Source organism: Streptococcus sp. HF-1907 (assembly GCF_015594605.1).
Taxonomy (GTDB): Bacteria; Bacillota; Bacilli; order Lactobacillales; family Streptococcaceae; genus Streptococcus.
This window is the reverse complement of sequence record NZ_JADNQT010000002.1, coordinates 149,027-171,400: the sequence shown is the minus strand read 5'-3', so window position 1 is coordinate 171,400 and position 22,374 is coordinate 149,027. Positions and strand designations below refer to the sequence as shown.

The following is a 22,374-nucleotide window of genomic DNA, read 5'->3' as shown; positions in this document are numbered from 1 at the left end:
GACTGTGGTAAAATCATGACGTTGACTAAATGCACGTCCTGTGCAACCGCACGACCATCGTTACTAAGTAGTTTCGTACTCACGATGCAAGGCGAGTCTTCACAGAGGGAAACCTCAGAACAAAAAATAAATAGGAGGTGCATCATGAGCACATACGCAATCATCAAAACTGGTGGTAAACAAGTTAAAGTTGAAGTAGGACAAGCAATCTACGTTGAAAAACTTGACGTTGAAGCAGGAGCAGAAGTAACTTTTAACGAAGTTGTTCTTGTTGGTGGTGAAACAACTAAAGTTGGTACTCCAGTTGTTGAAGGGGCTACTGTTGTTGGTACTGTTGAAAAACAAGGAAAACAAAAGAAAGTTGTATCATACAAATACAAACCTAAAAAAGGTAGCCACCGTAAACAAGGTCATCGTCAACCTTATACAAAAGTTGTTATCAACGCAATCAACGCTTAATTTTAAGATTGCATGATTAAAGCAGTTTTTACTCGCAACCAATCAGGCTATCTTGATAGTGCTGAAATCAGCGGTCATGCTGGTAGTGGCGAGTATGGCTTTGATGTGATTTGTGCAGCGGTTAGCACACTTTCCATTAATTTTGTTAATTCTTTGGAAGCACTAGCTGATTGCCAAGCGCAGTTGATTATCAATGACGTTGAAGGTGGATATATGAAGATTGATTTATCTTCATTGCCACAACATGAAGAAGATAACGTTCAATTATTATTTGAATCCTATCTTCTTGGCTTAACTAATCTTGCGACAGATTCATCTGAATTTGTTGAAACGATAGTTAAGACCCATTAATTTAAGAGAGGACACATCATTATGTTAAAAATGAATCTTGCTAACTTGCAACTTTTCGCCCACAAAAAAGGTGGAGGTTCTACATCAAACGGACGTGATTCACAAGCTAAACGTCTTGGAGCTAAAGCAGCTGATGGACAAACTGTTTCAGGTGGATCAATTCTTTACCGTCAACGTGGTACACACATCTACCCAGGTGTAAACGTAGGTCGTGGTGGAGATGATACACTTTTCGCTAAAGTTGAAGGTGTTGTACGTTTCGAACGTAAAGGACGCGATAAAAAACAAGTTTCTGTTTACCCTATCGCTAAATAATATGGCTCATTATCAACTGTAGTGGGTGACTTATCACTAACATCTAGAGAGAGCCAATAATATCACTGAGAAGCTGAGCGTAAGCCCAGCTTCTTTTTTGGAAAAATCATTTAGGAGTTTTGTGTGAAAAGTCATCAGAAAATATTTGTGAAAAATTGTTGTTACAGGCTTTGGCTTATTTTTTGTGCTTGGGGCTGGGAGTTTTATTAAATGCTTTATTTGATAAGCAAGGAAACATGTTTTATGCGCCAGCTTTTTCAGCTATCTTTTCAGGGATAGTCTACTATCGATGGATGCTTAAAGAAAAACGGTTTGGTAGCGATACTAGTTTCACTTTTCTTTTTAGGAAGTCGTCATTTCTGGGGAGCGCCGTTGACCTACATCGTTTGCGGGATTTTAGCAGACAGTGTTGCTCTTTTAGGAAAATACAAGAATTCGCTGCTGAATAGTCTATCATTCTTGATTTTTTCATTGACGACATCGGGACCGATTATTTTTATGTGGTTAACTCCTGTTGCTTATAGAGAAGCTCTGTTAGCGCGTGGGAAATCATTAGCCTATGTCAATAAGGTCATGCTAGCAAGTGATTGGAAAACGGTGTTCAACTTCTTTTCTTTGCTTTTGGGATCTGCTTTGATCGGTATCCTTTTAGGACATTGCTTTTCTAAAAAAGCAGAGTCTATTGAAAAATAGTCATTAAGAGGGATAGAATCAGAGATGGCTCTTGCTGTTTTCTTTCCCTCTTCTTTTTTGTTATAATGTAATAACGAGTCGAGGAAAGAGGTTGAGAGTAGAAGATGAACATTCAACAATTACGCTATGTTGTAGCCATTGCCAATAGCGGTACTTTTCGTGAAGCAGCTGCTAAATTATTTGTTAGTCAACCTAGTCTTTCGGTAGCTGTTCGTGATTTGGAGGCTGAATTAGGTTTTCAAGTTTTTACAAGAACGACAACGGGAGCTGTTTTGACCAGTCACGGACTGACCTTTTATGAAAAAGCTTTGGAGGTTGTTAAAAGTTTTGATTCCTTTGAAAAGCAATTCTCCCAAAGCAATGGTGACGAGACGGAATTTTCAATCGCAAGCCAGCACTATGATTTTCTTCCTCCCTTGGTGACGCAGTTTGTAAATACTCACAGTGAATATCGTGATATCAGAGTCTTTGAATCAACGACTATCCAAATTTTGGACGAGGTTGCCCAGGGTGATAGTGAGATTGGTATCATTTACATCAACAATCAGAATCGTAAGGGGCTCTTGCAACGGATGGACAAACTTGGTTTGGAGTTCGTTGAGTTAATTCCCTTCCAGACACACATTTATCTTGGTAAGCAGCATCCTTTGGCAGATAAGGAGAGTCTTGTGGCTGAAGATATTCTTGCGCTTCCGACCGTACGTTTTACCCAGGAAAAGGATGAGTACCTCTATTACTCTGAGAATTTCATGGACACGACAGATAGTGCAGCAACCTTTAATGTGACTGACCGCGCAACCTTGAACGGTATTTTAGAGCGAACCAATGCCTACGCAACGGGGTCAGGTTTCTTAGATAGCCGAAGCGTTAATGGCATCACAGTCATTCCGCTAGAAGATAATTTAGATAATAAAATGATTTATGTCAAACGACGTGACCGTAATTTATCAGCTTGCGCTCTGAAATTCGTAGCCGTCATGAAGGATTACTTTGCAAAATTCAGTCCTAAGGAGATCAAATGAGAAAAGTACTAATTCCAATCATCACCTTGGGCTTGATTGTTCTGGACCAACTATCCAAACACTGGATTGTGTCTCATATCACCTTGGGTGAGGTGAAATCAGTCATCCCTGGCATAGTTAGTCTGACCTACCTTCAAAATAATGGCGCAGCTTTTTCAAGTCTCCAAAACCAGCAGTGGCTATTTGCCATCATTACGGTGGTTGTCGTTGGGGCTGCTATCTATTATATGGTGAAGAACATCAAGGGGAGTTTCTGGCTCGTGAGTGGCTTGACTTTGATTATTGCTGGCGGACTCGGAAACTTCATTGACCGTATGATGCAAGGTTATGTTGTCGATATGGTTCATCTAGATTTTGTGAATTTTGCCATTTTTAACGTGGCAGATTCTTATTTAACAGTCGGAGTGGTCCTCTTGATGACTGCTCTATGGCGAGAGGAGTAAAATGGAAGTTATTGTAAATGAGGCTGGCGCGCGCCTTGACAAGGCTATGGCAGATTTGACCGAGCTGTCGCGTAGCCAAGCCAATGAGGAAATCAAAAAAGGTGCTGTCCTAGTCAATGGACAAGCAAAGAAAGCTAAATACACCGTTCAGGAAGGGGATGTCATCACTTATGAAGTCCCCCAAGAAGAAATCCTAGATTATCAAGCAGAAGATATCCCTTTGGAGATTGTCTATGAAGATGATGTTGTTGCGGTGGTCAATAAACCCCAAGGCATGGTCGTCCATCCATCTGCAGGTCACGCTTCTGGAACCTTGGTTAATGCACTTATGTACCATGTCAAGAACTTGTCGTCTATCAACGGAGTTGTGCGTCCCGGAATTGTACACCGTATCGACAAGGATACATCTGGACTTTTGATGGTTGCCAAAAATGACCAAGCCCACCAGGCTTTGGCAGAAGAATTAAAAGATAAAAAATCGCTTCGCAAGTATATTGCCATTGTTCATGGCAATCTGCCAAATGACCGTGGCATGATTGAAGCGCCGATTGGTCGTTCTGAAAAGGACCGTAAAAAGCAAGCGGTCACTGCCAAGGGCAAACCTGCTGTAACACGATTCCAAGTTTTGGAACGTCTTGGAGATTACAGCTTGGTTGAATTGACTTTGGAGACAGGGCGCACCCATCAGATTCGTGTTCATATGGCCTACATCGGACATCCTGTTGCTGGCGATCCTCTCTATGGACCTCGTAAGACCTTAAAAGGCCATGGTCAATTTCTCCATGCCCAAACCCTTGGTTTTACCCATCCTAAAACAGGTGAGACAATGATCTTTACAGCTGAAGCGCCAGCTATTTTCCAAGAGACACTGGAAAAACTAAGACAAAAACAGCAATAAAGCAAGTAGAGGGGGTGGGTTCTCCCTTTTCTCATGTCCAGCTGGAGTTAAGTCTTTTCGCAGCTTGCGAAGAAGCTCCTTATAGTTGAAATCCCCCTTCGCAGCTTGCGAGAGACTTGGTTAACTTTGAAATCAGCATTGGCGGTTTGCGAGGGAGTCTATCCGATCGGAAAAATCCTTTCGCAGCGTGCGAGAAACTTCATCGAGGGTGAAAATCTTTTTCGCAGCTTGCGAAAGAGATTGTCTGTGCTGGGGTAATTTTTCTCAGCATGCGAGGGATTTTATCAGAGTTGAGTCTATCATTTGCAGTCTGCGAAGGGAGTTATCAGATGAGAAACTATCCGTTGCACGGTGGGGGTGACTTTATTGGTGGGAAATTGATTTCTCATCGCTGTTTTGTCCATTGACCACAGCCTTGGTTTAAGGACCTTCTTCATCAAATCTTTGAGGATGAGATAGATTTAAAAAAATACTGCGGGTGCTTGAAAATTCACGGCGGTATGTTATAATAAGTGAAGTAGATATATCCTTTAACACTGTCCCGTGAGGCAGGCAAGGAGAGACCGATGAAAGAGTGCAGTTGTCGGACTGTACCCATATTTTGTGCAATCTCCTTGTAAACAAGGAGATTTTTTGTATTTTAGAAAGGTTCTTTTATGAAAACAAAAGAAATCGTTGATGATGTTACGATGAAACGTGCCATCACGCGTATCACTTATGAAATTATCGAGCGTAATAAAAATCTTGATAACCTTGTTTTAGCAGGGATTAAAACACGCGGTGTTTATATTGCTAAACGTATTCAAGAACGTTTGAAACAGCTAGAAGGACTTGATATTCCAGTTGGCGCTTTGGATACAAAACCTTTCCGTGACGATGTTAAGGTTGAAGAAGATACGACAGACATGCCAGTTGATATCAATGGACGTGATATTATTCTGGTTGATGATGTGCTTTATACAGGACGTACTATTCGCGCTGCTATTGATAATTTGGTCAGCCTTGGTCGTCCAGGTCGTGTCAGTCTTGCGGTTCTCGTTGACCGTGGTCACCGTGAACTTCCTATTCGTGCAGATTATGTTGGTAAAAATATTCCAACAAGTAGCGTTGAAGAAATCGTTGTTGAAGTTGCTGAACATGATGGACAAGACCGTGTCATCATTGTGGACCCAAGTTAGGATAGGAGAAAGACAAACGTCGTGGATAATAATGTAAAATATGATGTTAATGATATGCCAAAACCAGGCATGCTGTTTGGTCTATCATTCCAGCACCTTTTTGCTATGTTCGGGTCAACAGTCCTTGTTCCCATCCTAGTTGGGATAAACCCAGCCATCGCTCTCTTCTCATCGGGTTTAGGAACCTTGGCTCACTTGACAGTGACCAAATACAAGATTCCAGCCTATATGGGTTCTAGCTTTGCTTATATTGCAACTATGCAGATGCTCATGAAGTCAGATGGAATCGCAGCAGTTGCTCAAGGGGCGATTGCTGGAGGGCTGGTTTACTTAATCGTTGCTTTGATTGTTAAGTTTGCAGGGAATACTTGGATTGATAAGGTCTTACCTCCTGTGGTTGTTGGTCCGATTATTATTGTTATCGGTCTCAGCCTTGCAACGACAGCTGTTAACGATGTCATGTTGAAAAATGGGACTTACAATTTTACCTACCTCTTGATTGGTTTGGTCACGCTCTTTGCGGTTGTCCTTTTCAATATGTACGGTAAAGGTATGGTTGCGGTAATTCCAATTCTTCTTGGCTTGATTGTTGGTTATATTTTTGCAGTTGTGACTGGTCTAGTGACTGGACAAGAAATTGTTAACTTTTCTACTCTTGCTAAGAGTCATTGGTTCCAAGTTCCAGACTTTGATATTCTCTTTGTTGATTATAAATTTAAACTTTATCCAAGTGCTATTTTGACAATGGCTCCTATTGCCTTTGTTACCATGACTGAACACTTCGGACACATCATGGTGCTTAATAGTTTGACTAACCGTGATTACTTTAAGGACCCAGGACTTGATCGCACCTTGACTGGTGATGGTCTTGCTCAAATTATCGCAGGGTTCTTCGGAGCTCCTCCGGTAACCTCATACGGTGAAAACATCGGTGTGATGGCTCTTAATAAAATCTATTCTGTTTATGTGATTGCTGGCGCAGCGGTGATTGCAGTGGTCATGAGTTTCATCGGAAAAGTCTCAGCCTTGCTACAATCCATTCCAACACCAGTTATCGGTGGGATTTCAATTGCCCTCTTCGGTGTTATCGCCTCTAGCGGTTTGAAAATTTTGATTGAAAATAAAATCGACTTTGACAATAAGAAAAATCTTTTGATTGCCAGTGTCATTTTGGTTTCAGGAATCGGCGGCTTGATGCTTCAAATCGGTGGTCTACAAATTACTAGCGTTGCCTTCTCAACATTGCTAGGAATTATTCTTTATCAAATTCTTCCAGAAAAGGATTAAGTTATGACAGTTACAGATGGTGTCGTGTCACTAAAACATCTAGTGACAATGGAAACTCTTACGAATGAAGATGTCCTTGGTATAATCAAACGCGGGATTGCTTTCAAAAATGGCGCAGCTGATTTTCAACTGAGTCGTCAATACTTTGCAGCCAATCTCTTTTTTGAATCGTCAACGCGGACACACAAGTCATTTGAGGTAGCAGAGAAAAAATTGGGCTTAGATGTCATTGAATTTGATGCTAAAACAAGTTCTGTCAATAAAGGCGAGACGCTCTATGATACCATTTTAACCATGAGTGCTCTAGGAGTTGATATTTGTGTTATTCGCCATTCAGAAGATGAGTACTATCAGGAATTGATTGATAGCCGTACTATTCAGACCTCCATTGTTAATGGGGGCGATGGTTCTGGTCAACACCCTAGCCAGTCCTTGCTGGATTTGATGACCATTTATCAAGAATTTGGTCGCTTTGATGGCTTGAAGATTGCCATTTCTGGTGACATCACCCATTCACGTGTGGCAAAATCCAATATGCAAATTTTAAAACGATTGGGAGCGGAGCTGTATTTCACCGGACCTGAAGAATGGTATGACTCAGCTTTCGATGTCTATGGTCATCATGTTGCCATTGATGACATCATTGATCAGGTTGATGTTTTGATGCTCTTGCGCGTGCAACATGAGCGTCATCACAGTGAAAAGAGTTTTTCAAAAGAAGCTTATCATGAGCAGTTTGGTCTCGACCAAGAGCGCTACAATAAGCTGAAAAGCTCTGCGATTATCATGCACCCCGCACCGGTCAATCGTGATGTGGAAATTGCCGACCAATTAGTAGAAGCACCCAAGTCACGAATTGTTGCCCAAATGCAAAATGGTGTTTTTGTCCGAATGGCTATTCTAGAGGCTATTCTAAATGGAAAAGCTTAGTTGAATCACGAACAAACATGTTCACGTTAAAGAACTCCAGAGAGGGTTTACGAAAGGATTACAATGACAAAACGTTTATTAATTTTAGAAGATGGTACGATTTTTGAAGGTCAGGCCTTTGGTGCTGACATTGATGTAACTGGTGAAATCGTCTTTAATACAGGGATGACTGGTTACCAAGAATCAATCACTGACCAATCTTATAATGGTCAAATCTTAACTTTTACCTATCCTTTGGTTGGAAACTACGGGATTAACCGTGATGACTATGAATCAATCACGCCAACTTGTAAGGGAGTAGTTGTTGCTGAAAATGCGCGTCGCGCTAGTAACTGGCGTAATCAAATGTCACTAGATGAATTTTTAAAGGCTAAAAACATCCCAGGTATTTCTGGCGTTGATACACGTGCCTTGACTAAAATCATTCGTCAGCACGGCACCATGAAAGCGACAATGGCTGACGCTGGTGATGAATTGAAGCATCTCCAAGACCAGCTTCGTGCAACAGTGCTTCCAACAAATAATATCGAACAAGTTTCGACAAAAACAGCCTACCCAGCACCTGGTATTGGTAAGAATATTGTTTTAGTCGATTTTGGACTTAAACATTCTATTCTCCGTGAATTTTCAAAGCGTGAGTGTAATGTGACTGTCGTTCCTTACAACACAACAGCGGAAGAGATTTTGAATTTGAATCCTGACGGTGTTATGTTATCAAATGGTCCAGGGAACCCAGAAGATGTGCCTGAAGCACTTGATATGATTCGTGGTGTTCAAGGAAAAATTCCAATTTTCGGAATCTGTATGGGACACCAATTATTTAGCCTTGCCAATGGTGCAACAACTTACAAAATGAAATTTGGTCACCGTGGCTTTAACCATGCTGTTCGTGAAATAGCGACTGGACGCATTGACTTTACCAGTCAGAACCATGGTTACGCTGTTGACCGAGAAACTTTGCCAAATAGCTTGATTGTCACTCATGAAGAAATCAATGATAAATCAGTTGAAGGTGTTCGTCACCGTCATTATCCAGCTTTCTCAGTTCAATTTCACCCAGATGCAGCACCTGGTCCACATGATGCTTCATACCTATTTGATGAGTTCCTTGAAATGATTGATGCCTTTCAATTGAATTTGTAATTGTACCTTGTAGTAAAAAGTTGAATAGTATTTAAAGCTGTTCTGAGAGACAGCAAATAGGAGAAAATATGCCAAAACGTACTGATATTAAAAAAATTATGGTTATTGGGTCTGGTCCGATTATTATTGGGCAGGCTGCTGAATTTGACTATGCGGGGACACAGGCCTGTCTTGCTTTGAAAGAAGAGGGGTACAGTGTTGTTCTTGTCAATTCAAACCCAGCGACTATCATGACGGATAAAGAAATTGCTGACAAGGTTTACATCGAGCCAATTACGATTGAGTTTGTGGAACGTATCTTGCGTAAGGAGCGTCCAGATGCTCTTCTACCGACTCTTGGTGGACAAACTGGTCTCAATATGGCCATGGAATTGTCAAAGGCAGGTATTCTTGATGAACTTGGGGTTGAACTTTTAGGGACAAAATTGTCAGCCATTGACCAAGCCGAAGACCGTGACCTTTTCAAACAATTGATGGAAGAGCTTAATCAACCCATTCCTGAATCTGAAATTGTCAATACAGTTGAAGAAGCGGTTGCTTTTGCTAAAACAATCGGTTATCCTGTCATCGTCCGCCCTGCCTTTACCCTCGGAGGAACTGGTGGTGGTATGTGTGCCAACGAAGAGGAGCTACGCGAAATTGCTGAAAATGGACTTAAGCTGTCGCCAGTTACTCAATGTTTGATTGAACGCTCAATCGCTGGTTTCAAGGAAATTGAATACGAAGTTATGCGTGATGCAGCTGACAATGCCCTTGTCGTTTGTAACATGGAAAACTTTGACCCAGTTGGTATCCACACGGGAGATTCAATCGTATTTGCACCAACGCAAACTCTCTCAGATATTGAGAACCAAATGTTGCGTGATGCCAGTCTTAAAATTATCCGCGCACTAAAAATCGAAGGTGGTTGTAACGTTCAACTTGCCCTTGACCCACACAGCTTCAAATACTATGTTATCGAAGTAAACCCACGTGTGTCTCGTTCATCAGCCCTTGCTTCAAAAGCTACAGGTTATCCAATTGCTAAATTAGCTGCCAAAATCGCTGTTGGCTTGACGCTTGACGAGATGATTAACCCAGTTACTGGCACAACTTACGCTATGTTCGAGCCAGCCCTTGACTATGTGGTTGCTAAAATCCCACGTTTCCCATTTGATAAATTTGAGAATGGTGAACGTCGTCTTGGTACGCAGATGAAGGCTACTGGTGAAGTCATGGCTATCGGTCGAAACATCGAGGAAAGTCTTCTTAAGGCCTGTCGTTCTCTTGAAATTGGTGTTCACCACAATGAAATGCCTGAATTGGCTGAAGCGACTGACGACGCCCTTGTTGAAAAGATTGTCAAAGCGCAAGATGACCGTCTCTTCTACCTTTCAGAAGCTATCCGTCGCGGTTATACCATTGAAGAATTGGCAGAGCTGACTAAGATTGATATCTTCTTCTTGGATAAATTGCTTCACATTTTTGAAATTGAGCAAGCTCTCGCTACAAATATTAAAGACACTGCTGTTTTGAAAGAGGCTAAACGAAATGGATTCGCGGACCGTAAAATCGCAGAGCTGTGGAATATGACAAGCGATGAGGTGCGTGCCTTTCGTCTAGAAAATAAGATTGTTCCAGTCTATAAGATGGTCGATACCTGCGCAGCCGAATTTGACTCAGCAACACCATACTTCTACTCTACCTACGAATGGGAGAATGAGTCTATCAAGTCAGACAAAGAATCTGTAATGGTACTTGGCTCTGGCCCAATCCGTATCGGACAAGGGGTAGAGTTTGATTATGCAACGGTTCACTCAGTTAAAGCTATCCAAGCAGCAGGCTATGAAGCTATCATCATGAACTCAAATCCTGAGACAGTATCAACAGACTTCTCAGTGTCAGACAAACTTTACTTCGAGCCACTAACTTTTGAAGACGTTATGAACGTCATTGAATTGGAACAACCAAAAGGTGTGGTGGTGCAATTTGGAGGTCAAACAGCTATCAACTTGGCTGAAAGTCTGTCAAATGCAGGTGTTCAAATCTTGGGAACTCAGGTTGCTGACCTTGACCGTGCCGAAGACCGTGACCTCTTTGAACAAGCTCTTAAAGCATTGAATATTCCACAACCGCCAGGACACACAGCAACTAACGAAGAAGAAGCCGTTGAAGCTGCGCGTAAGGTTGGCTTCCCAGTGCTTGTCCGTCCGTCTTATGTCTTAGGTGGTCGTGCCATGGAAATCGTTGAGAATGAAGAAGACCTCCGTTCTTACATGCGCACAGCGGTTAAGGCTAGCCCAGACCATCCAGTCTTGGTTGACTCTTACATCGTTGGGCGTGAGTGTGAAGTTGACGCTATTTCAGATGGTAAAGATGTCCTCATTCCTGGTATTATGGAACATATTGAACGTGCAGGGGTTCACTCAGGTGACTCTATGGCTGTTTACCCACCGCAAGGGATGTCGCAAAAAGTTCAAGATACAATTGCTGACTATACCAAACGTTTAGCCCTTGGGCTCAACTGTATCGGTATGATGAACATCCAATTTGTCATCAAAGATGAAACAGTTTACGTTATCGAGGTTAACCCGCGTGCCAGCCGTACGGTACCATTCTTGTCTAAAGTAACTAATATCCCAATGGCACAAGTAGCAACGAAATTGATTTTGGGCGAAAGCTTGGCAGAACAAGGTTACGAAGACGGCTTGTATCCTGAAAGTCCAAATGTCCATGTCAAAGCGCCAGTCTTCTCATTCACTAAATTGGCTAAAGTCGATAGTCTCTTGGGTCCTGAAATGAAGTCAACTGGTGAAGTTATGGGAACGGATACGACGCTTGAAAAAGCACTCTATAAAGCTTTTGAAGCAACTTACTTCCATTTGCCAGCCTTCGGTAATGTTATTTTCACCATTGCTGATGAAACCAAGGAAGAAGCTCTTGGCTTGGCTAAACGCTTTGCTAATATTGGTTACAGCATTCTAGCGACAGAAGGAACCGCCAAATTCTTTAAAGAACACGGTTTGAATCCAATTTTGGTTGATAAGTTGGGAGACAATGATGACAATGATATTCCAGCTCTAGTTCGCCAAGGTAAGGTTCAGGCGATTATCAATACTGTCGGTACCAAACGTACCTTTGATGAGGACGGTGCAACCATTCGTAGCTCAGCTATTGAACACGGTGTGCCTCTATTCACTGCCCTTGATACAGCGGATGCTATGGTTCGCGTTCTTGAAAGCAGAAGCTTTTTGACACAATCTATTTAATCTAATTAGGCAGCTATCTTTTGATAGCTGTTTTTTTATGTGGGCTCATATAATTCTTTTCTTACATCATTGTAAGAGTGGGGACTGAGAAATGGGGTATACTAGAGATAGATTAAGAAGTTTCTTGACAAATATAAATGAAAGCGTTACACTTGTTCTAGATAAACAATACAAAAAAGGAGATGGATTTATGGCAAAAAGAAAAAAAGGAAAATTGACTAACAAAAGAAAATGGCTCATTGGTAGTTTATCTGCCCTTGCTCTTGTAGCTATAGCTGGTGGTTTATGGTTGCAACAAAAGAACAGTTCAAAAAATGAAGTCACTAGTTACAAGTCAGTCAATGTCATTGAAGGGAATGTCGCGTCTTCCATAATCTTGTCTGGGCGCTTAAAGGCTAATCAGGAGCAGTATGTCTATTTTGATGCCAGCAAGGGGACTGATGCCAAGGTGACGGTTAACGTAGGAGACCAGGTGACAGCTGGACAACAATTAGTGCAGTACGATACAACGACAGCTCAAGCAAGTTATGATACAGCTGTCCGTAATTTAAACAAGATTGGACGTCAAATTACTTATCTGAAAACTTATGGCAACTTACCGACAACGACTACAAGTACCGATGAGGAGACTGGTCAGGAGACAAGTGTAACAACCCCTCCGACAGCGCAAGCCAATGCTTCCTACAACCAACAACTCCAAGATTTAAATGACACCTATGCTAATGCTCAGACGGAGGTCGATAAAGCGCAACAAGCTCTCAATGCAACTGTTATTGTTAGTGATGTCTCAGGAACTGTGGTAGAAACTAATACATCAATTGACCCATCATCAAAAACGAGTCAGACTTTGGTTCATGTTGCGACGGAAGGACAACTTCAAGTTCAAGGAACCTTGGGTGAATACGATTTGGCTAATGTTAAGGTAGGGCAAGAAGTTAAAATAAAATCCAAGGTTTACCCTGATCAAGAGTGGACTGGCAAGATTGCCTATATCTCCAACTATCCAGAGACAAATACCTCAGGGTCAAGCGAAAGTTCAAGTAGCAGTCCGACCTACAAGTACAAAATTGATTTTACAAGTCCTTTGAATGATTTAAAACAAGGTTTCACTGTTTCAGTTGAAGTGCAGGCGACGGAAAAACATGCACTTGTTCCAACAACTGCTGTGCAAAAGAAAAATGGGAAACGATTTGTTTGGGTTTATGACGATTCAACTGGAAAAATCACCAAGACGGAAGTTTCACTTGGTCAAGCAGATGCTAAATCACAAGAAATTTTGACAGGTTTAAATGTGGGTCAAATTGTCATTTCAAACCCAGATAAATCCTTTAAAAACGGTGATAAATTGGATAATGTAAGCTCTGATGATACGACAAAATAAGGGGGACATCGGATGTCTAATGAGAAGAAAGAATTGATGACCCTGCATCATATTATCAAGTCTTATCAGAATGGTGACCAAGAACTCCAAGTTTTGAAGGGGATTGATCTGACTGTTTACGAAGGTGAATTTTTAGCCATCATGGGACCTTCTGGTTCTGGAAAATCAACCTTGATGAACATTATTGGTCTCCTAGATTCGCCGACAGATGGGGATTATCTTTTAAATGGCAATCAAGTGGAAGAATTGGGCGAGAAGGAGCTTGCCAAAGTTAGAAATGAAGAAATTGGTTTTGTTTTTCAACAGTTTTTTCTCTTGTCAAAACTAAATGCCTTGCAAAATGTCGAGTTACCGCTGATTTATGCGGGTATTTCTTCAGGAAAACGTAAGAAATTGGCGGAGCAATTTTTAGAAAAAGTCGAGTTGCATGAGCGAATGCATCACTTGCCTTCAGAACTTTCTGGCGGTCAGAAACAGCGTGTCGCCATAGCGCGAGCCTTGGTCAATAATCCATCCATTATTCTGGCTGATGAGCCAACCGGTGCCTTGGATACCAAGACTGGTGAACAGATTATGGAGCTTTTGACGGAACTTAATCGCGAAGGAAAAACGATTATTATGGTGACGCATGAGCCAGAGATTGCTGACTATGCAACGCGAAAAATTGTTATCCGTGATGGTGAGATTACGGCTGATACGACTGAAAGTGTCCGAATTGATTAGGGAGATGTGAATGGAAAATTGGAAATTTGCCCTAAGCTCAATTATGGGGCATAAAATGCGGGCCTTTTTGACCATGCTAGGAATTATTATTGGTGTGGCTTCGGTTGTTTTAATCATGGCGCTTGGTCGTGGAATGAAAGATTCGGTTGTTGCCGATATTACCAAGTCCCAGAAGAATTTGCAGATTTACTATAAAACAAAGGCGGACCAAAAATTGGAAGATGACCTTGCTGCTGATGGTGGGATGTTCATGTCAACTGGAGATAGTGATAGCTCTGAAGATAAGGTTCAGGAATCTTGGCTAGAGCAAATTAGCCAAGAAGTAGATGGCGTTGATGGCTACTATGTCACCAATCAGACCAGCACTTCAGTGTCTTATCTGAAGAAAAAAGCTAAAACGGTCACTGTGACAGGTATCAACAAAACCTATTTGGGCATAAAAGGGTTTAAAATTCTTGCAGGTCGTCCTTTTGAAACGACCGATTACACAACCTTTTCGAGAGTTATTATGCTAGATAGTAATTTGGCCAATAAATTGTTCGGCTCTCCTGAAGATGCTCTAAATCAAGTGGTCAGTCTCAAAGATAAATCTTATCGTGTCGTTGGTGTTTACAAAGACCCAGATACCAGCGTTTATAATTTACCAACAGATGGTAATGCCATTATGACAAATACGCAATTATCGCTGGAATTTGGTGTCAAGGAAGTTCAAAATATGTACTTCAATATCCATGATGTCACGCAATCCAATCGCCTTGGCAAGGTAATCGGGAAACGCCTGACGCAGATGAGTCATGTCAAAGAAGGTTTCTACGCGAGTTATGATATGACCTCAATCATCAAATCAGTCAATAGCCAAGTTGCTATAATGACTGGAGTGATTGGAGCTATTGCTGCTATTTCACTCCTGGTTGGCGGCATTGGGGTCATGAATATCATGCTGGTATCTGTGACAGAGCGGACGCGTGAAATTGGTCTGCGTAAGGCACTCGGAGCTACCCGGCGAAAGATTTTAGCACAATTTTTGATTGAATCGATGGTTTTGACTATCATTGGTGGTTTAATTGGGATTGTTCTAGCCTATGCTAGTTCAGCCATTATTGCTAAGGTACAAACACAAATCACACCTACGGTGTCTTTGAATGTCGCTATTTCTAGCCTAATTTTTTCAGCGGTCATTGGTATTCTATTTGGCTTATTACCAGCTAATAAAGCAAGTAAATTAAATCCAATTGATGCTTTGCGATATGAATAAAATAATTTTAACGGTGTCAAGTTTTTTTCTTGACACTCTGTTTTTTTATGCTATAATAATTAAGGTAAGGTTACTAGCTCAACTATTGACCACCAAAAAATAATTAAAAAACAGAAAAGAGACTTTACAAAATGGCAGTAAAAATCCGTTTGACTCGTATGGGTTCTAAGAAAAAACCTTTCTACCGTATTAACGTTGCAGATTCACGTGCACCACGTGATGGTCGTTTCATCGAAACAGTTGGAACTTACAATCCACTTGTAGCTGAAAACCAAGTAACACTTAAAGAAGAACGTGTTCTTGAATGGTTGTCTAAAGGTGCACAGCCTTCAGATACAGTTCGTAACATCCTTTCAAAAGCTGGTGTTATGGCTAAATTCCACGACCAAAAATTCTCGAAATAATAAAAGCCTATGGATACCATTGAAAATCTCATTATCGCTATTGTGAAACCTTTGATTTCACAACCTGATCACTTAACGATTAAAATTAAAGATGGTTCTGAATTTTTGGAGTATCATCTTAATTTGGATGCTCAAGACATCGGTCGTGTAATCGGAAAAAAAGGTCGCACAATCACAGCCATAAGATCGATTGTCTATTCGGTACCAACGCAAGGTAAAAAGGTTCGACTCGTTATTGATGAGGAAAACTAGAGAGACTGAACTTCGGTTCGGTCTTTTTACATTTTTCTAAAACGTTCTCATTTGAATTTTTCCCCATTTATGCTATAATAGTGGTAATTCGAGGGAGTAGCTAGCGAACTAGGTTCGTGATATTGTCGTCAATACGAAAGAAATTTCCGGCAATATATGAAATAGCGAGACTTGTTTTAGTAAAACAGGTCTCTTTTTTGTTGCAAAAGAGACCAGAAGGAGGATGCTATGTCTTTTTATCGAAAGTCTTCTGATGAGACAATGGAAGAGTTGAATACTTCCTTGAACGGATTGTCGTCGCAAGAAGCAGCTAAACGCAAAGAGCGCTACGGGGCTAATGAGCTCAAGGAAGCTGATCGACCTAGTGCATTGCAAATTTTTATTGACCAATTCAAGGATTTGATTGTCATTATTTTGATTATTGCAGCCTTGATTTCTGGTGCGACTGGTGATTTAGAGTCAACGATTGTTATTATTGCGGTATTGATTTTGAATGCGATTTTGGGTACCACTCAGACGCTCAATGCACAAAAATCAGTTGATTCTTTGAAGTCTTTGTCTGTCCCTAAGGTCAAGGTTATTCGTGACGGTCAGAAGCAAGAAATTGATTCTACGGATGTGACTATTGGTGACTTGGTTGTCTTTGAAGCAGGTGATATGATTGTCGCTGACGCTCGTATTGTTGATGCGCGTTCGCTTCAGGTTAACGAATCAGCTCTGACAGGTGAAAGCCATGCGGTTGATAAGACGGTTGACCCGATTGCAGGAGAAGTGGTTATCGGTGACCAGACCAATATGGTCTTCACTAGTTCTCAAGTTACTTATGGTAATGGCTCTGCTATTGTCACAGACATCGGTGAAAATACTGAAATCGGTAAGATTTCATCACTAATCAAGGGAGCTACTAGCTGTAAATCACCCCTTCAACGTTCTATTGACGAATTTTCAAAACATTTGTCAATGGGAATCATGATTATCTGTGTGATTGTCTTCGGTTTGGTTTATTGGAATTCTGGGAATTTCATGTCAGCGGCCATGTTTGCAATTGCCCTTGCAGTAGCAGCGGTTCCAGAAGCGCTAGCTTCTATTATTACGATCGTGGAATCTCTCGGTTCTCAAAAATTGGCTAAAGAAAATGCCATTATGAAGAGTCTTAATTCTGTTGAAACTTTGGGTTCAGTCTCAGTGATTGCCTCAGATAAGACAGGAACGTTGACTCAAAATAAGATGACGGTCAATGACATTTACCTCAACGAAACATTGGTAAAACCTGACCAGCTTGATTTGACTGACAAAGCAGCTCAATTCTTGATGAACACTATGGTTTTGACTAATGATTCGTTTATCAATGGTGATCAAAAAGTTGGTGACCCAACGGAGCTTGCGTTGATTGAACTAGGTCGTAAGTACGATATTACCGAACAAAATCATCGTGAAAAATACCCACGTGTTGCCGAATTACCATTCGACTCTGTCCGTAAATACATGTCAACTCTTCATGATATTGATGGACACCGTGTCCTCCTTGTCAAAGGTGCAACGGATGAATTGCTTCGCCAGACAACTCACATCTTGATTAATGGTGAGGTTCGCGAAATCACATCTGATGACCAGGTTAATATCCTTAATCAAAATAATAAGTTTGCTGAAGAAGGACTTCGCGTACTTGGCTACGCCTTCCGTTATTTTGACGATGATGAACTTGATTTTAAACATGAGGATCATTTGACTTTCGTTGGGTTGACGTCGATGATTGACCCACCGCGTGAAGAATCAAAAGAAGCAGTTGCTAAGGCTATCCGTGCCGGTATCAAACCGATTATGATTACAGGTGACCATGTCGTGACTGGTCGTTCTATCGCCCGTAAGATTGGTATTTTCCAAGAAGGTGATATGGTTCTTGACGGGGCTACTCTTGAAAAAATGTCCGACGAAGAATTGGCACGCGATCTTGAGAAGATTTCAGTTTATGCGCGTGTTGCGCCTGAGCATAAAATTCGTATTGTCAACGCTTGGCAAGCCAAAGGTAAGGTCGTTGGGATGTCCGGTGATGGTGTCAACGATGCGCCAGCCCTTAAACAAGCTGATATCGGTATCGCTATGGGGATTACTGGTTCAGAGGTTTCAAAAGACGCTTCAGACATGATTTTGACGGATGACAACTTTGCAACTATCATTAAAGCAGTTACTGTTGGACGTAACCTATTTGCTAACATTAAGAATGCCATCAAGTATCTTTTGACTGGTAATAGCTCAGCTATTATCGTAGTTATTCTAACAACCTTTATGGCTTTCTTTGATAGTAAGTTTGTCGTGCCTTTCTTAGCGATTCAGTTGCTCTTCATCAACTTGGTGACGGATTCACTTCCAGCCATTGCCATCGGTATGGAGGAAGGAACGGAAGCTGTTCTTGATGATGCGCCACGTGATCCAAATGAATCTATTCTCACAGCCAAGACCTTCAAAGAAGTTATTAGCGAAGCAATTCTTATTGCCATCGCCGTTATGGTTGCTTATCTCATCGGTGTTAATACTGGTAAGGGCTACGCAACAACCTATGCATTCTTGGTGCTCTGTCTTGGACGTCTTTTCCATGGATTCAGTTGTCGTAGTGACCTTCCATTAAGTAAAATTGGTGTTTTCTCTAATAAGAATACTGTCTATGCATTCTTGGTTGGTCTTGCTCTTGTTGCTCTTATTGTCTTTGTTCCAGCCATCGGTGGCATGTTCGGTGTTGTAAGTCTATCACTAAGTCAAATTTTGACAATTTTAGGCCTAGCGTTTGCTCCTACATTGGTTGTTCAAGCCATTAAAATGATTCGTTACAGCAAATAATAAGACAAAGTTGCGAATGTTATTTAGTTGAAGGATTGAGCTCTGCTGTATAATGCGGAGCTCAATCCTTTTAGTTTGTTTTAGTTAGTTTTGTCAAATAATTAGCCCAAAATTATGGGAATATTTCTTTCTAATTTTTTCAGAAAATAGGTTGACAGTGACTCCTATTTTCGATATACTAGTAGTTGTCTTTTGGGGTATAGCCAAGCGGTAAGGCAAGGGACTTTGACTCCCTCATGCGTTGGTTCGAATCCAGCTACCCCAGTCAAAGTTAGATAAATTTTGTGTCATGGTCCGTTGGTCAAGGGGTTAAGACACCGCCTTTTCACGGCGGTAACACGGGTTCGAATCCCGTACGGACTATTGAGAAGTTAGTCTTCTCATCAATTTTATATTTCACATGGTCCGTTGGTCAAGGGGTTAAGACACCGCCTTTTCACGGCGGTAACACGGGTTCGAATCCCGTACGGACTATCGTGGCCAGTTGCAGTGAGCGGCTGGTTTTTTTATTATTTTGAATGATGGGGGCGTTATGGAATACTTTAACGTTGGTAAAATTGTAAATACGCAAGGGTTGCAAGGGGAAATGCGCGTGCTTTCTGTCAGTGACTTTACAGAAGATCGATTCAAAAAAGGAAAGACTCTTGCCTTGTTTGATGATAAAGACCGATTTGTGATGGATGTTGAGATTGCAAGCCATCGTAAGCAGAAGAATTTTGATATTATCAAATTTAAGGGTATGTATCATATCAACGATATTGAAAAATACAAAGGTTTTTCTCTGAAAGTAGCGGAAGAAAATCTAACTGATCTTGAAGATGGCGAATTTTATTACCATGAAATCATCGGTCTTGATGTTTATGAGGGAGATGAGCTGATTGGTCAGGTCAAAGAAATCCTACAACCTGGTGCTAATGATGTTTGGGTTGTCAAACGAAAAGGGAAGCGTGACCTCTTGCTCCCTTATATTCCACCAGTTGTTTTAGATGTTGATGTGGAAAATGGGCGTATTCAAGTGGAGTTGATGGAAGGTCTTGACGATGAAGATTGATATCTTAACGCTCTTTCCAGAAATGTTTGCGCCACTTGAGCACTCAATTGTCGGGAAGGCACAAGAAAAAGGCTTGCTCGAAATCAATTACCATAACTTTCGAGAAAATGCTGAAAAAGCGCGTCATGTAGATGATGAACCTTACGGCGGGGGGCAGGGTATGCTGCTTCGTGCACAGCCGATTTTTGACACCATTGATAAAATTGATGCTAAAAACCCACGTGTGATTTTGTTGGATCCAGCTGGTCGTACTTTTGACCAAAGCTTTGCTGAAGAATTGGCTCAGGAGGATGAATTGATTTTCATTTGCGGTCACTATGAAGGATATGATGAGCGGATCAAGACTTTGGTGACAGACGAAGTCTCTCTCGGGGATTTTGTATTGACGGGGGGGGAACTTGCTGCCATGACTATGGTGGATGCGACGGTGCGCCTGATTCCAGAAGTGCTAGGCAAGGAAGCTAGTCATCAAGATGACTCTTTCTCATCTGGGCTTCTAGAATATCCCCAATATACGCGTCCTTACGACTATCGTGGCATGAAGGTGCCTGATGTGCTCATGAGTGGGCATCATGAAAATATTCGCAAGTGGCGGTTGGAGCAAAGCTTGCGCAAGACCTTGGAGCGTCGTCCTGACCTGTTCAATGACTACGACTTATCGGACGAAGAGGCTGAGATGCTCCGAACAATAAAAGTTGAAAAGGAAGAAAATAATGACTGAAACTAATATTGTCGATATTACTATTGTTGGTGGTGGGCCTGTTGGACTTTGGGCTGCCTTTTATGCTGGTTTGCGTGGTGCAACTGTTAAGGTAATTGAAAGTTTGTCGGAACTTGGCGGTCAACCGACCGTTTTATATCCGGAAAAGAAGATTTATGATATTCCGGCTTTCCCAGTAATTACGGGTGCTGAATTGGTTGAGCAACAACTTGAACAATTGAAGCGTTTTGAGGATACTACAGAAATTTGTTTGAAAGAAGAAGTGCTCTCTTTTGAAAAGGTGAACGGTATCTTCCATATCAAGACAACTAAGGGTGAACATTTGTCACGCTCAATCGTGATTGCTTGCGGAAATGGTGCCTTTGCTCCGCGTCCACTTGGCTTGGACAATGAAGCTGAATTTGCAGATAAGAATCTTTTCTATAATGTTCATAAATTAGACCAATTTGCTGGCAAGGATGTGGTTATCTGTGGTGGTGGTGATTCCGCTGTGGATTGGGCCAATGCCTTGGATGGCTTGGCTAAATCAGTAACGCTGGTTCACCGCCGCGATGCTTTTCGTGCTCACGAACATAGCGTTGAAGTTTTGAAGGCTTCTGGGGTTAATATTTTGACGCCTTATGTGCCTCTTGAACTTAAGGGCGAAAATGGTTTGGCAACAAGTTTGACCATTCAAAAGGTTAAGGAGGAAGAAACGATTAAATTGCCTTTGGATGCCCTAATTGTCAGCTTTGGTTTCTCTACTAATAATAAAAATCTCAAAAACTGGAATATTGACTACAAACGTTCAAGCATCAATGTTTCTCCTAAATTCGAAACAAGTCTTGAAGGAGTTTATGCTATCGGTGATGCAGCTGAATATGATGGCAAGGTTGATTTGATTGCGACTGGTTTTGGTGAAGCACCGATTGCTGTCGCGCAAGCTATGCACTATGCTTATCCAGACCGCGATAATCGCTTTGTTCATTCAACATCTCTTATTACTGAATAAGGAGAATTGCCATGCCTACTAATCTATTTGGACAAATTATCGGAGAACCAGTTGACGATTTTCTTGGAGATAAACCTAGCATTGACTTGCTAGAAGGCGTTTATTGCCAAGTTGAAAAATTGGATGTTGCTAAACATTTTGAAGACCTTTTTGACTTTTTCGGTGACGGTCCTAATGCTCTTCCTGAGGATTGGACTTATCTTTCTTTAGAGGGGAATATGAGTCGTGAGGAGCTTTCAACCTTGTTAAGAGCATGGGAGGTTTCGGAGGACCCCTATTACCTTGTCATTAAGGATAAGGTCAGCCAAAGGGCGCTTGGAATCTTTTCTCTCATGCGAATCAACCAATCCGCTCGTTCGATTGAAATGGGCTGGGTTATCTATTCTTGCTTATTGCAGAAAAGTCGTATCGCTACGGAAGCACAATATCTAGTCATGAAGTACGTCTTTGAAGTTCTTAATTATCGACGTTATGAATGGAAATGCGACCATCTCAACACGCGTTCTCATAATGCAGCCCTAAGACTGGGGTTCACCTTTGAAGGAACTTTCCGACAAGCAACAATTTATAAAGGTCGTACTCGTGATACAGATTGGCATTCGATTTTAGATAAAGAATGGCCGGCTAACAAGCTTGCCTTGGAGTCTTGGTTATCCGCAGATAATTTTACCGCAGAAGGTAGGCAATTGAAATCTTTATCAGATTTTAGATAAGAAAATTAATGATAAGAGGCTTTCGTTGAAAAACGGAGGTCTTTTAGCTTGCAAAAATACTAAAAAGATAGATTTTGAAAG

At 41.4% G+C, this 22,374-nt stretch carries 21 protein-coding genes, 3 tRNA genes, 1 pseudogene and 1 other annotated feature; all 25 genes and pseudogenes read left to right on the top strand.

What is annotated here, in order from left to right:
• The first annotated feature begins 34 nt into the window (after positions 1-34).
• Positions 35-109 (top strand) — a sequence feature (ribosomal protein L21 leader region).
• Between the two features lie 35 nt (positions 110-144).
• Positions 145-459, top strand: a complete 315-nt coding sequence (rplU, locus tag IYQ92_RS02700) for a 50S ribosomal protein L21 (RefSeq protein WP_000109135.1) — start codon at positions 145-147, stop codon at positions 457-459.
• A gap of 12 nt (positions 460-471) precedes the next feature.
• On the top strand, positions 472-810 hold the full coding sequence (locus IYQ92_RS02695) for a ribosomal-processing cysteine protease Prp (protein WP_195675217.1): 339 nt from the start codon (positions 472-474) through the stop codon (positions 808-810).
• A 21-nt stretch (positions 811-831) separates the two neighbouring features.
• A complete protein-coding gene (gene rpmA, locus IYQ92_RS02690) occupies positions 832-1,125 on the top strand; it encodes a 50S ribosomal protein L27 (protein WP_003065365.1) in 294 nt (97 codons plus the stop codon).
• A gap of 143 nt (positions 1,126-1,268) precedes the next feature.
• Positions 1,269-1,818, top strand: a pseudogene (locus IYQ92_RS02685) (MptD family putative ECF transporter S component).
• A gap of 104 nt (positions 1,819-1,922) precedes the next feature.
• On the top strand, positions 1,923-2,840 hold the full coding sequence (locus IYQ92_RS02680) for a LysR family transcriptional regulator (RefSeq protein ID WP_195675216.1): 918 nt from the start codon (positions 1,923-1,925) through the stop codon (positions 2,838-2,840).
• Positions 2,837-3,283, top strand: a complete 447-nt coding sequence (gene lspA / locus IYQ92_RS02675) for a signal peptidase II (protein WP_195675215.1) — start codon at positions 2,837-2,839, stop codon at positions 3,281-3,283. Before IYQ92_RS02680 ends, lspA begins: the two co-directional genes overlap by 4 nt.
• Position 3,284: 1 nt before the next feature.
• On the top strand, positions 3,285-4,181 hold the full coding sequence (locus IYQ92_RS02670; RefSeq protein ID WP_195675214.1) for an RluA family pseudouridine synthase: 897 nt from the start codon (positions 3,285-3,287) through the stop codon (positions 4,179-4,181).
• A gap of 656 nt (positions 4,182-4,837) precedes the next feature.
• Positions 4,838-5,359 carry a bifunctional pyr operon transcriptional regulator/uracil phosphoribosyltransferase PyrR gene (pyrR, locus tag IYQ92_RS02665; protein WP_195675213.1) on the top strand — a complete coding sequence of 174 codons (522 nt, stop codon included), beginning with the start codon at positions 4,838-4,840 and terminating at the stop codon, positions 5,357-5,359.
• Between the two features lie 54 nt (positions 5,360-5,413).
• Positions 5,414-6,646: a solute carrier family 23 protein gene (locus IYQ92_RS02660; protein ID WP_195675235.1), complete on the top strand. Its 1,233-nt coding sequence runs from the start codon at positions 5,414-5,416 to the stop codon at positions 6,644-6,646.
• A 3-nt stretch (positions 6,647-6,649) separates the two neighbouring features.
• Positions 6,650-7,576 (top strand): aspartate carbamoyltransferase catalytic subunit, encoded by a 927-nt coding sequence (locus IYQ92_RS02655; RefSeq protein WP_195675212.1) that lies wholly within the window; start codon positions 6,650-6,652, stop codon positions 7,574-7,576.
• Positions 7,577-7,639: 63 nt separating this feature from the next.
• A complete protein-coding gene (locus IYQ92_RS02650; protein ID WP_195675211.1) occupies positions 7,640-8,719 on the top strand; it encodes a carbamoyl phosphate synthase small subunit in 1,080 nt (359 codons plus the stop codon).
• Between the two features lie 68 nt (positions 8,720-8,787).
• A complete protein-coding gene (gene carB / locus IYQ92_RS02645) occupies positions 8,788-11,967 on the top strand; it encodes a carbamoyl-phosphate synthase large subunit (protein ID WP_195675210.1) in 3,180 nt (1,059 codons plus the stop codon).
• 190 nt (positions 11,968-12,157) lie between these two features.
• Complete coding sequence (locus IYQ92_RS02640; protein ID WP_195675209.1) at positions 12,158-13,348, top strand: efflux RND transporter periplasmic adaptor subunit; 1,191 nt, start codon at positions 12,158-12,160, stop codon at positions 13,346-13,348.
• Between the two features lie 12 nt (positions 13,349-13,360).
• On the top strand, positions 13,361-14,071 hold the full coding sequence (locus IYQ92_RS02635; protein ID WP_195675208.1) for an ABC transporter ATP-binding protein: 711 nt from the start codon (positions 13,361-13,363) through the stop codon (positions 14,069-14,071).
• Positions 14,072-14,081: 10 nt separating this feature from the next.
• The gene (locus IYQ92_RS02630; protein WP_195675207.1) at positions 14,082-15,326 is read left to right on the top strand and encodes an ABC transporter permease; all 1,245 of its coding nucleotides are present in this window, start codon (positions 14,082-14,084) and stop codon (positions 15,324-15,326) included.
• A gap of 131 nt (positions 15,327-15,457) precedes the next feature.
• A complete protein-coding gene (rpsP, locus tag IYQ92_RS02625; RefSeq protein ID WP_195675206.1) occupies positions 15,458-15,730 on the top strand; it encodes a 30S ribosomal protein S16 in 273 nt (90 codons plus the stop codon).
• A gap of 9 nt (positions 15,731-15,739) precedes the next feature.
• A complete protein-coding gene (locus IYQ92_RS02620; protein ID WP_195675205.1) occupies positions 15,740-15,982 on the top strand; it encodes a KH domain-containing protein in 243 nt (80 codons plus the stop codon).
• Positions 15,983-16,210: 228 nt separating this feature from the next.
• On the top strand, positions 16,211-18,817 hold the full coding sequence (locus tag IYQ92_RS02615; protein WP_195675204.1) for a cation-translocating P-type ATPase: 2,607 nt from the start codon (positions 16,211-16,213) through the stop codon (positions 18,815-18,817).
• Positions 18,818-19,010: 193 nt separating this feature from the next.
• Positions 19,011-19,082: transfer RNA gene (locus tag IYQ92_RS02610), tRNA-Gln, on the top strand.
• 26 nt (positions 19,083-19,108) lie between these two features.
• Positions 19,109-19,180, top strand: a tRNA-Glu gene (locus tag IYQ92_RS02605).
• A 39-nt stretch (positions 19,181-19,219) separates the two neighbouring features.
• A tRNA-Glu gene (locus IYQ92_RS02600) sits at positions 19,220-19,291 on the top strand.
• A 58-nt stretch (positions 19,292-19,349) separates the two neighbouring features.
• A complete protein-coding gene (gene rimM, locus IYQ92_RS02595; RefSeq protein ID WP_195675203.1) occupies positions 19,350-19,868 on the top strand; it encodes a ribosome maturation factor RimM in 519 nt (172 codons plus the stop codon).
• Positions 19,858-20,589, top strand: coding sequence for a tRNA (guanosine(37)-N1)-methyltransferase TrmD (gene trmD / locus IYQ92_RS02590; protein ID WP_195675202.1), 732 nt, complete (start codon positions 19,858-19,860; stop codon positions 20,587-20,589). The genes rimM and trmD overlap by 11 nt, the downstream gene beginning before the upstream one ends.
• The gene (locus tag IYQ92_RS02585) at positions 20,582-21,580 is read left to right on the top strand and encodes an NAD(P)/FAD-dependent oxidoreductase (RefSeq protein ID WP_195675201.1); all 999 of its coding nucleotides are present in this window, start codon (positions 20,582-20,584) and stop codon (positions 21,578-21,580) included. The genes trmD and IYQ92_RS02585 overlap by 8 nt, the downstream gene beginning before the upstream one ends.
• A gap of 11 nt (positions 21,581-21,591) precedes the next feature.
• Entirely contained in the window at positions 21,592-22,293 is a 702-nt protein-coding gene (locus IYQ92_RS02580) for a GNAT family N-acetyltransferase (protein WP_195675200.1), read from the top strand.
• Positions 22,294-22,374: the final 81 nt, after the last annotated feature.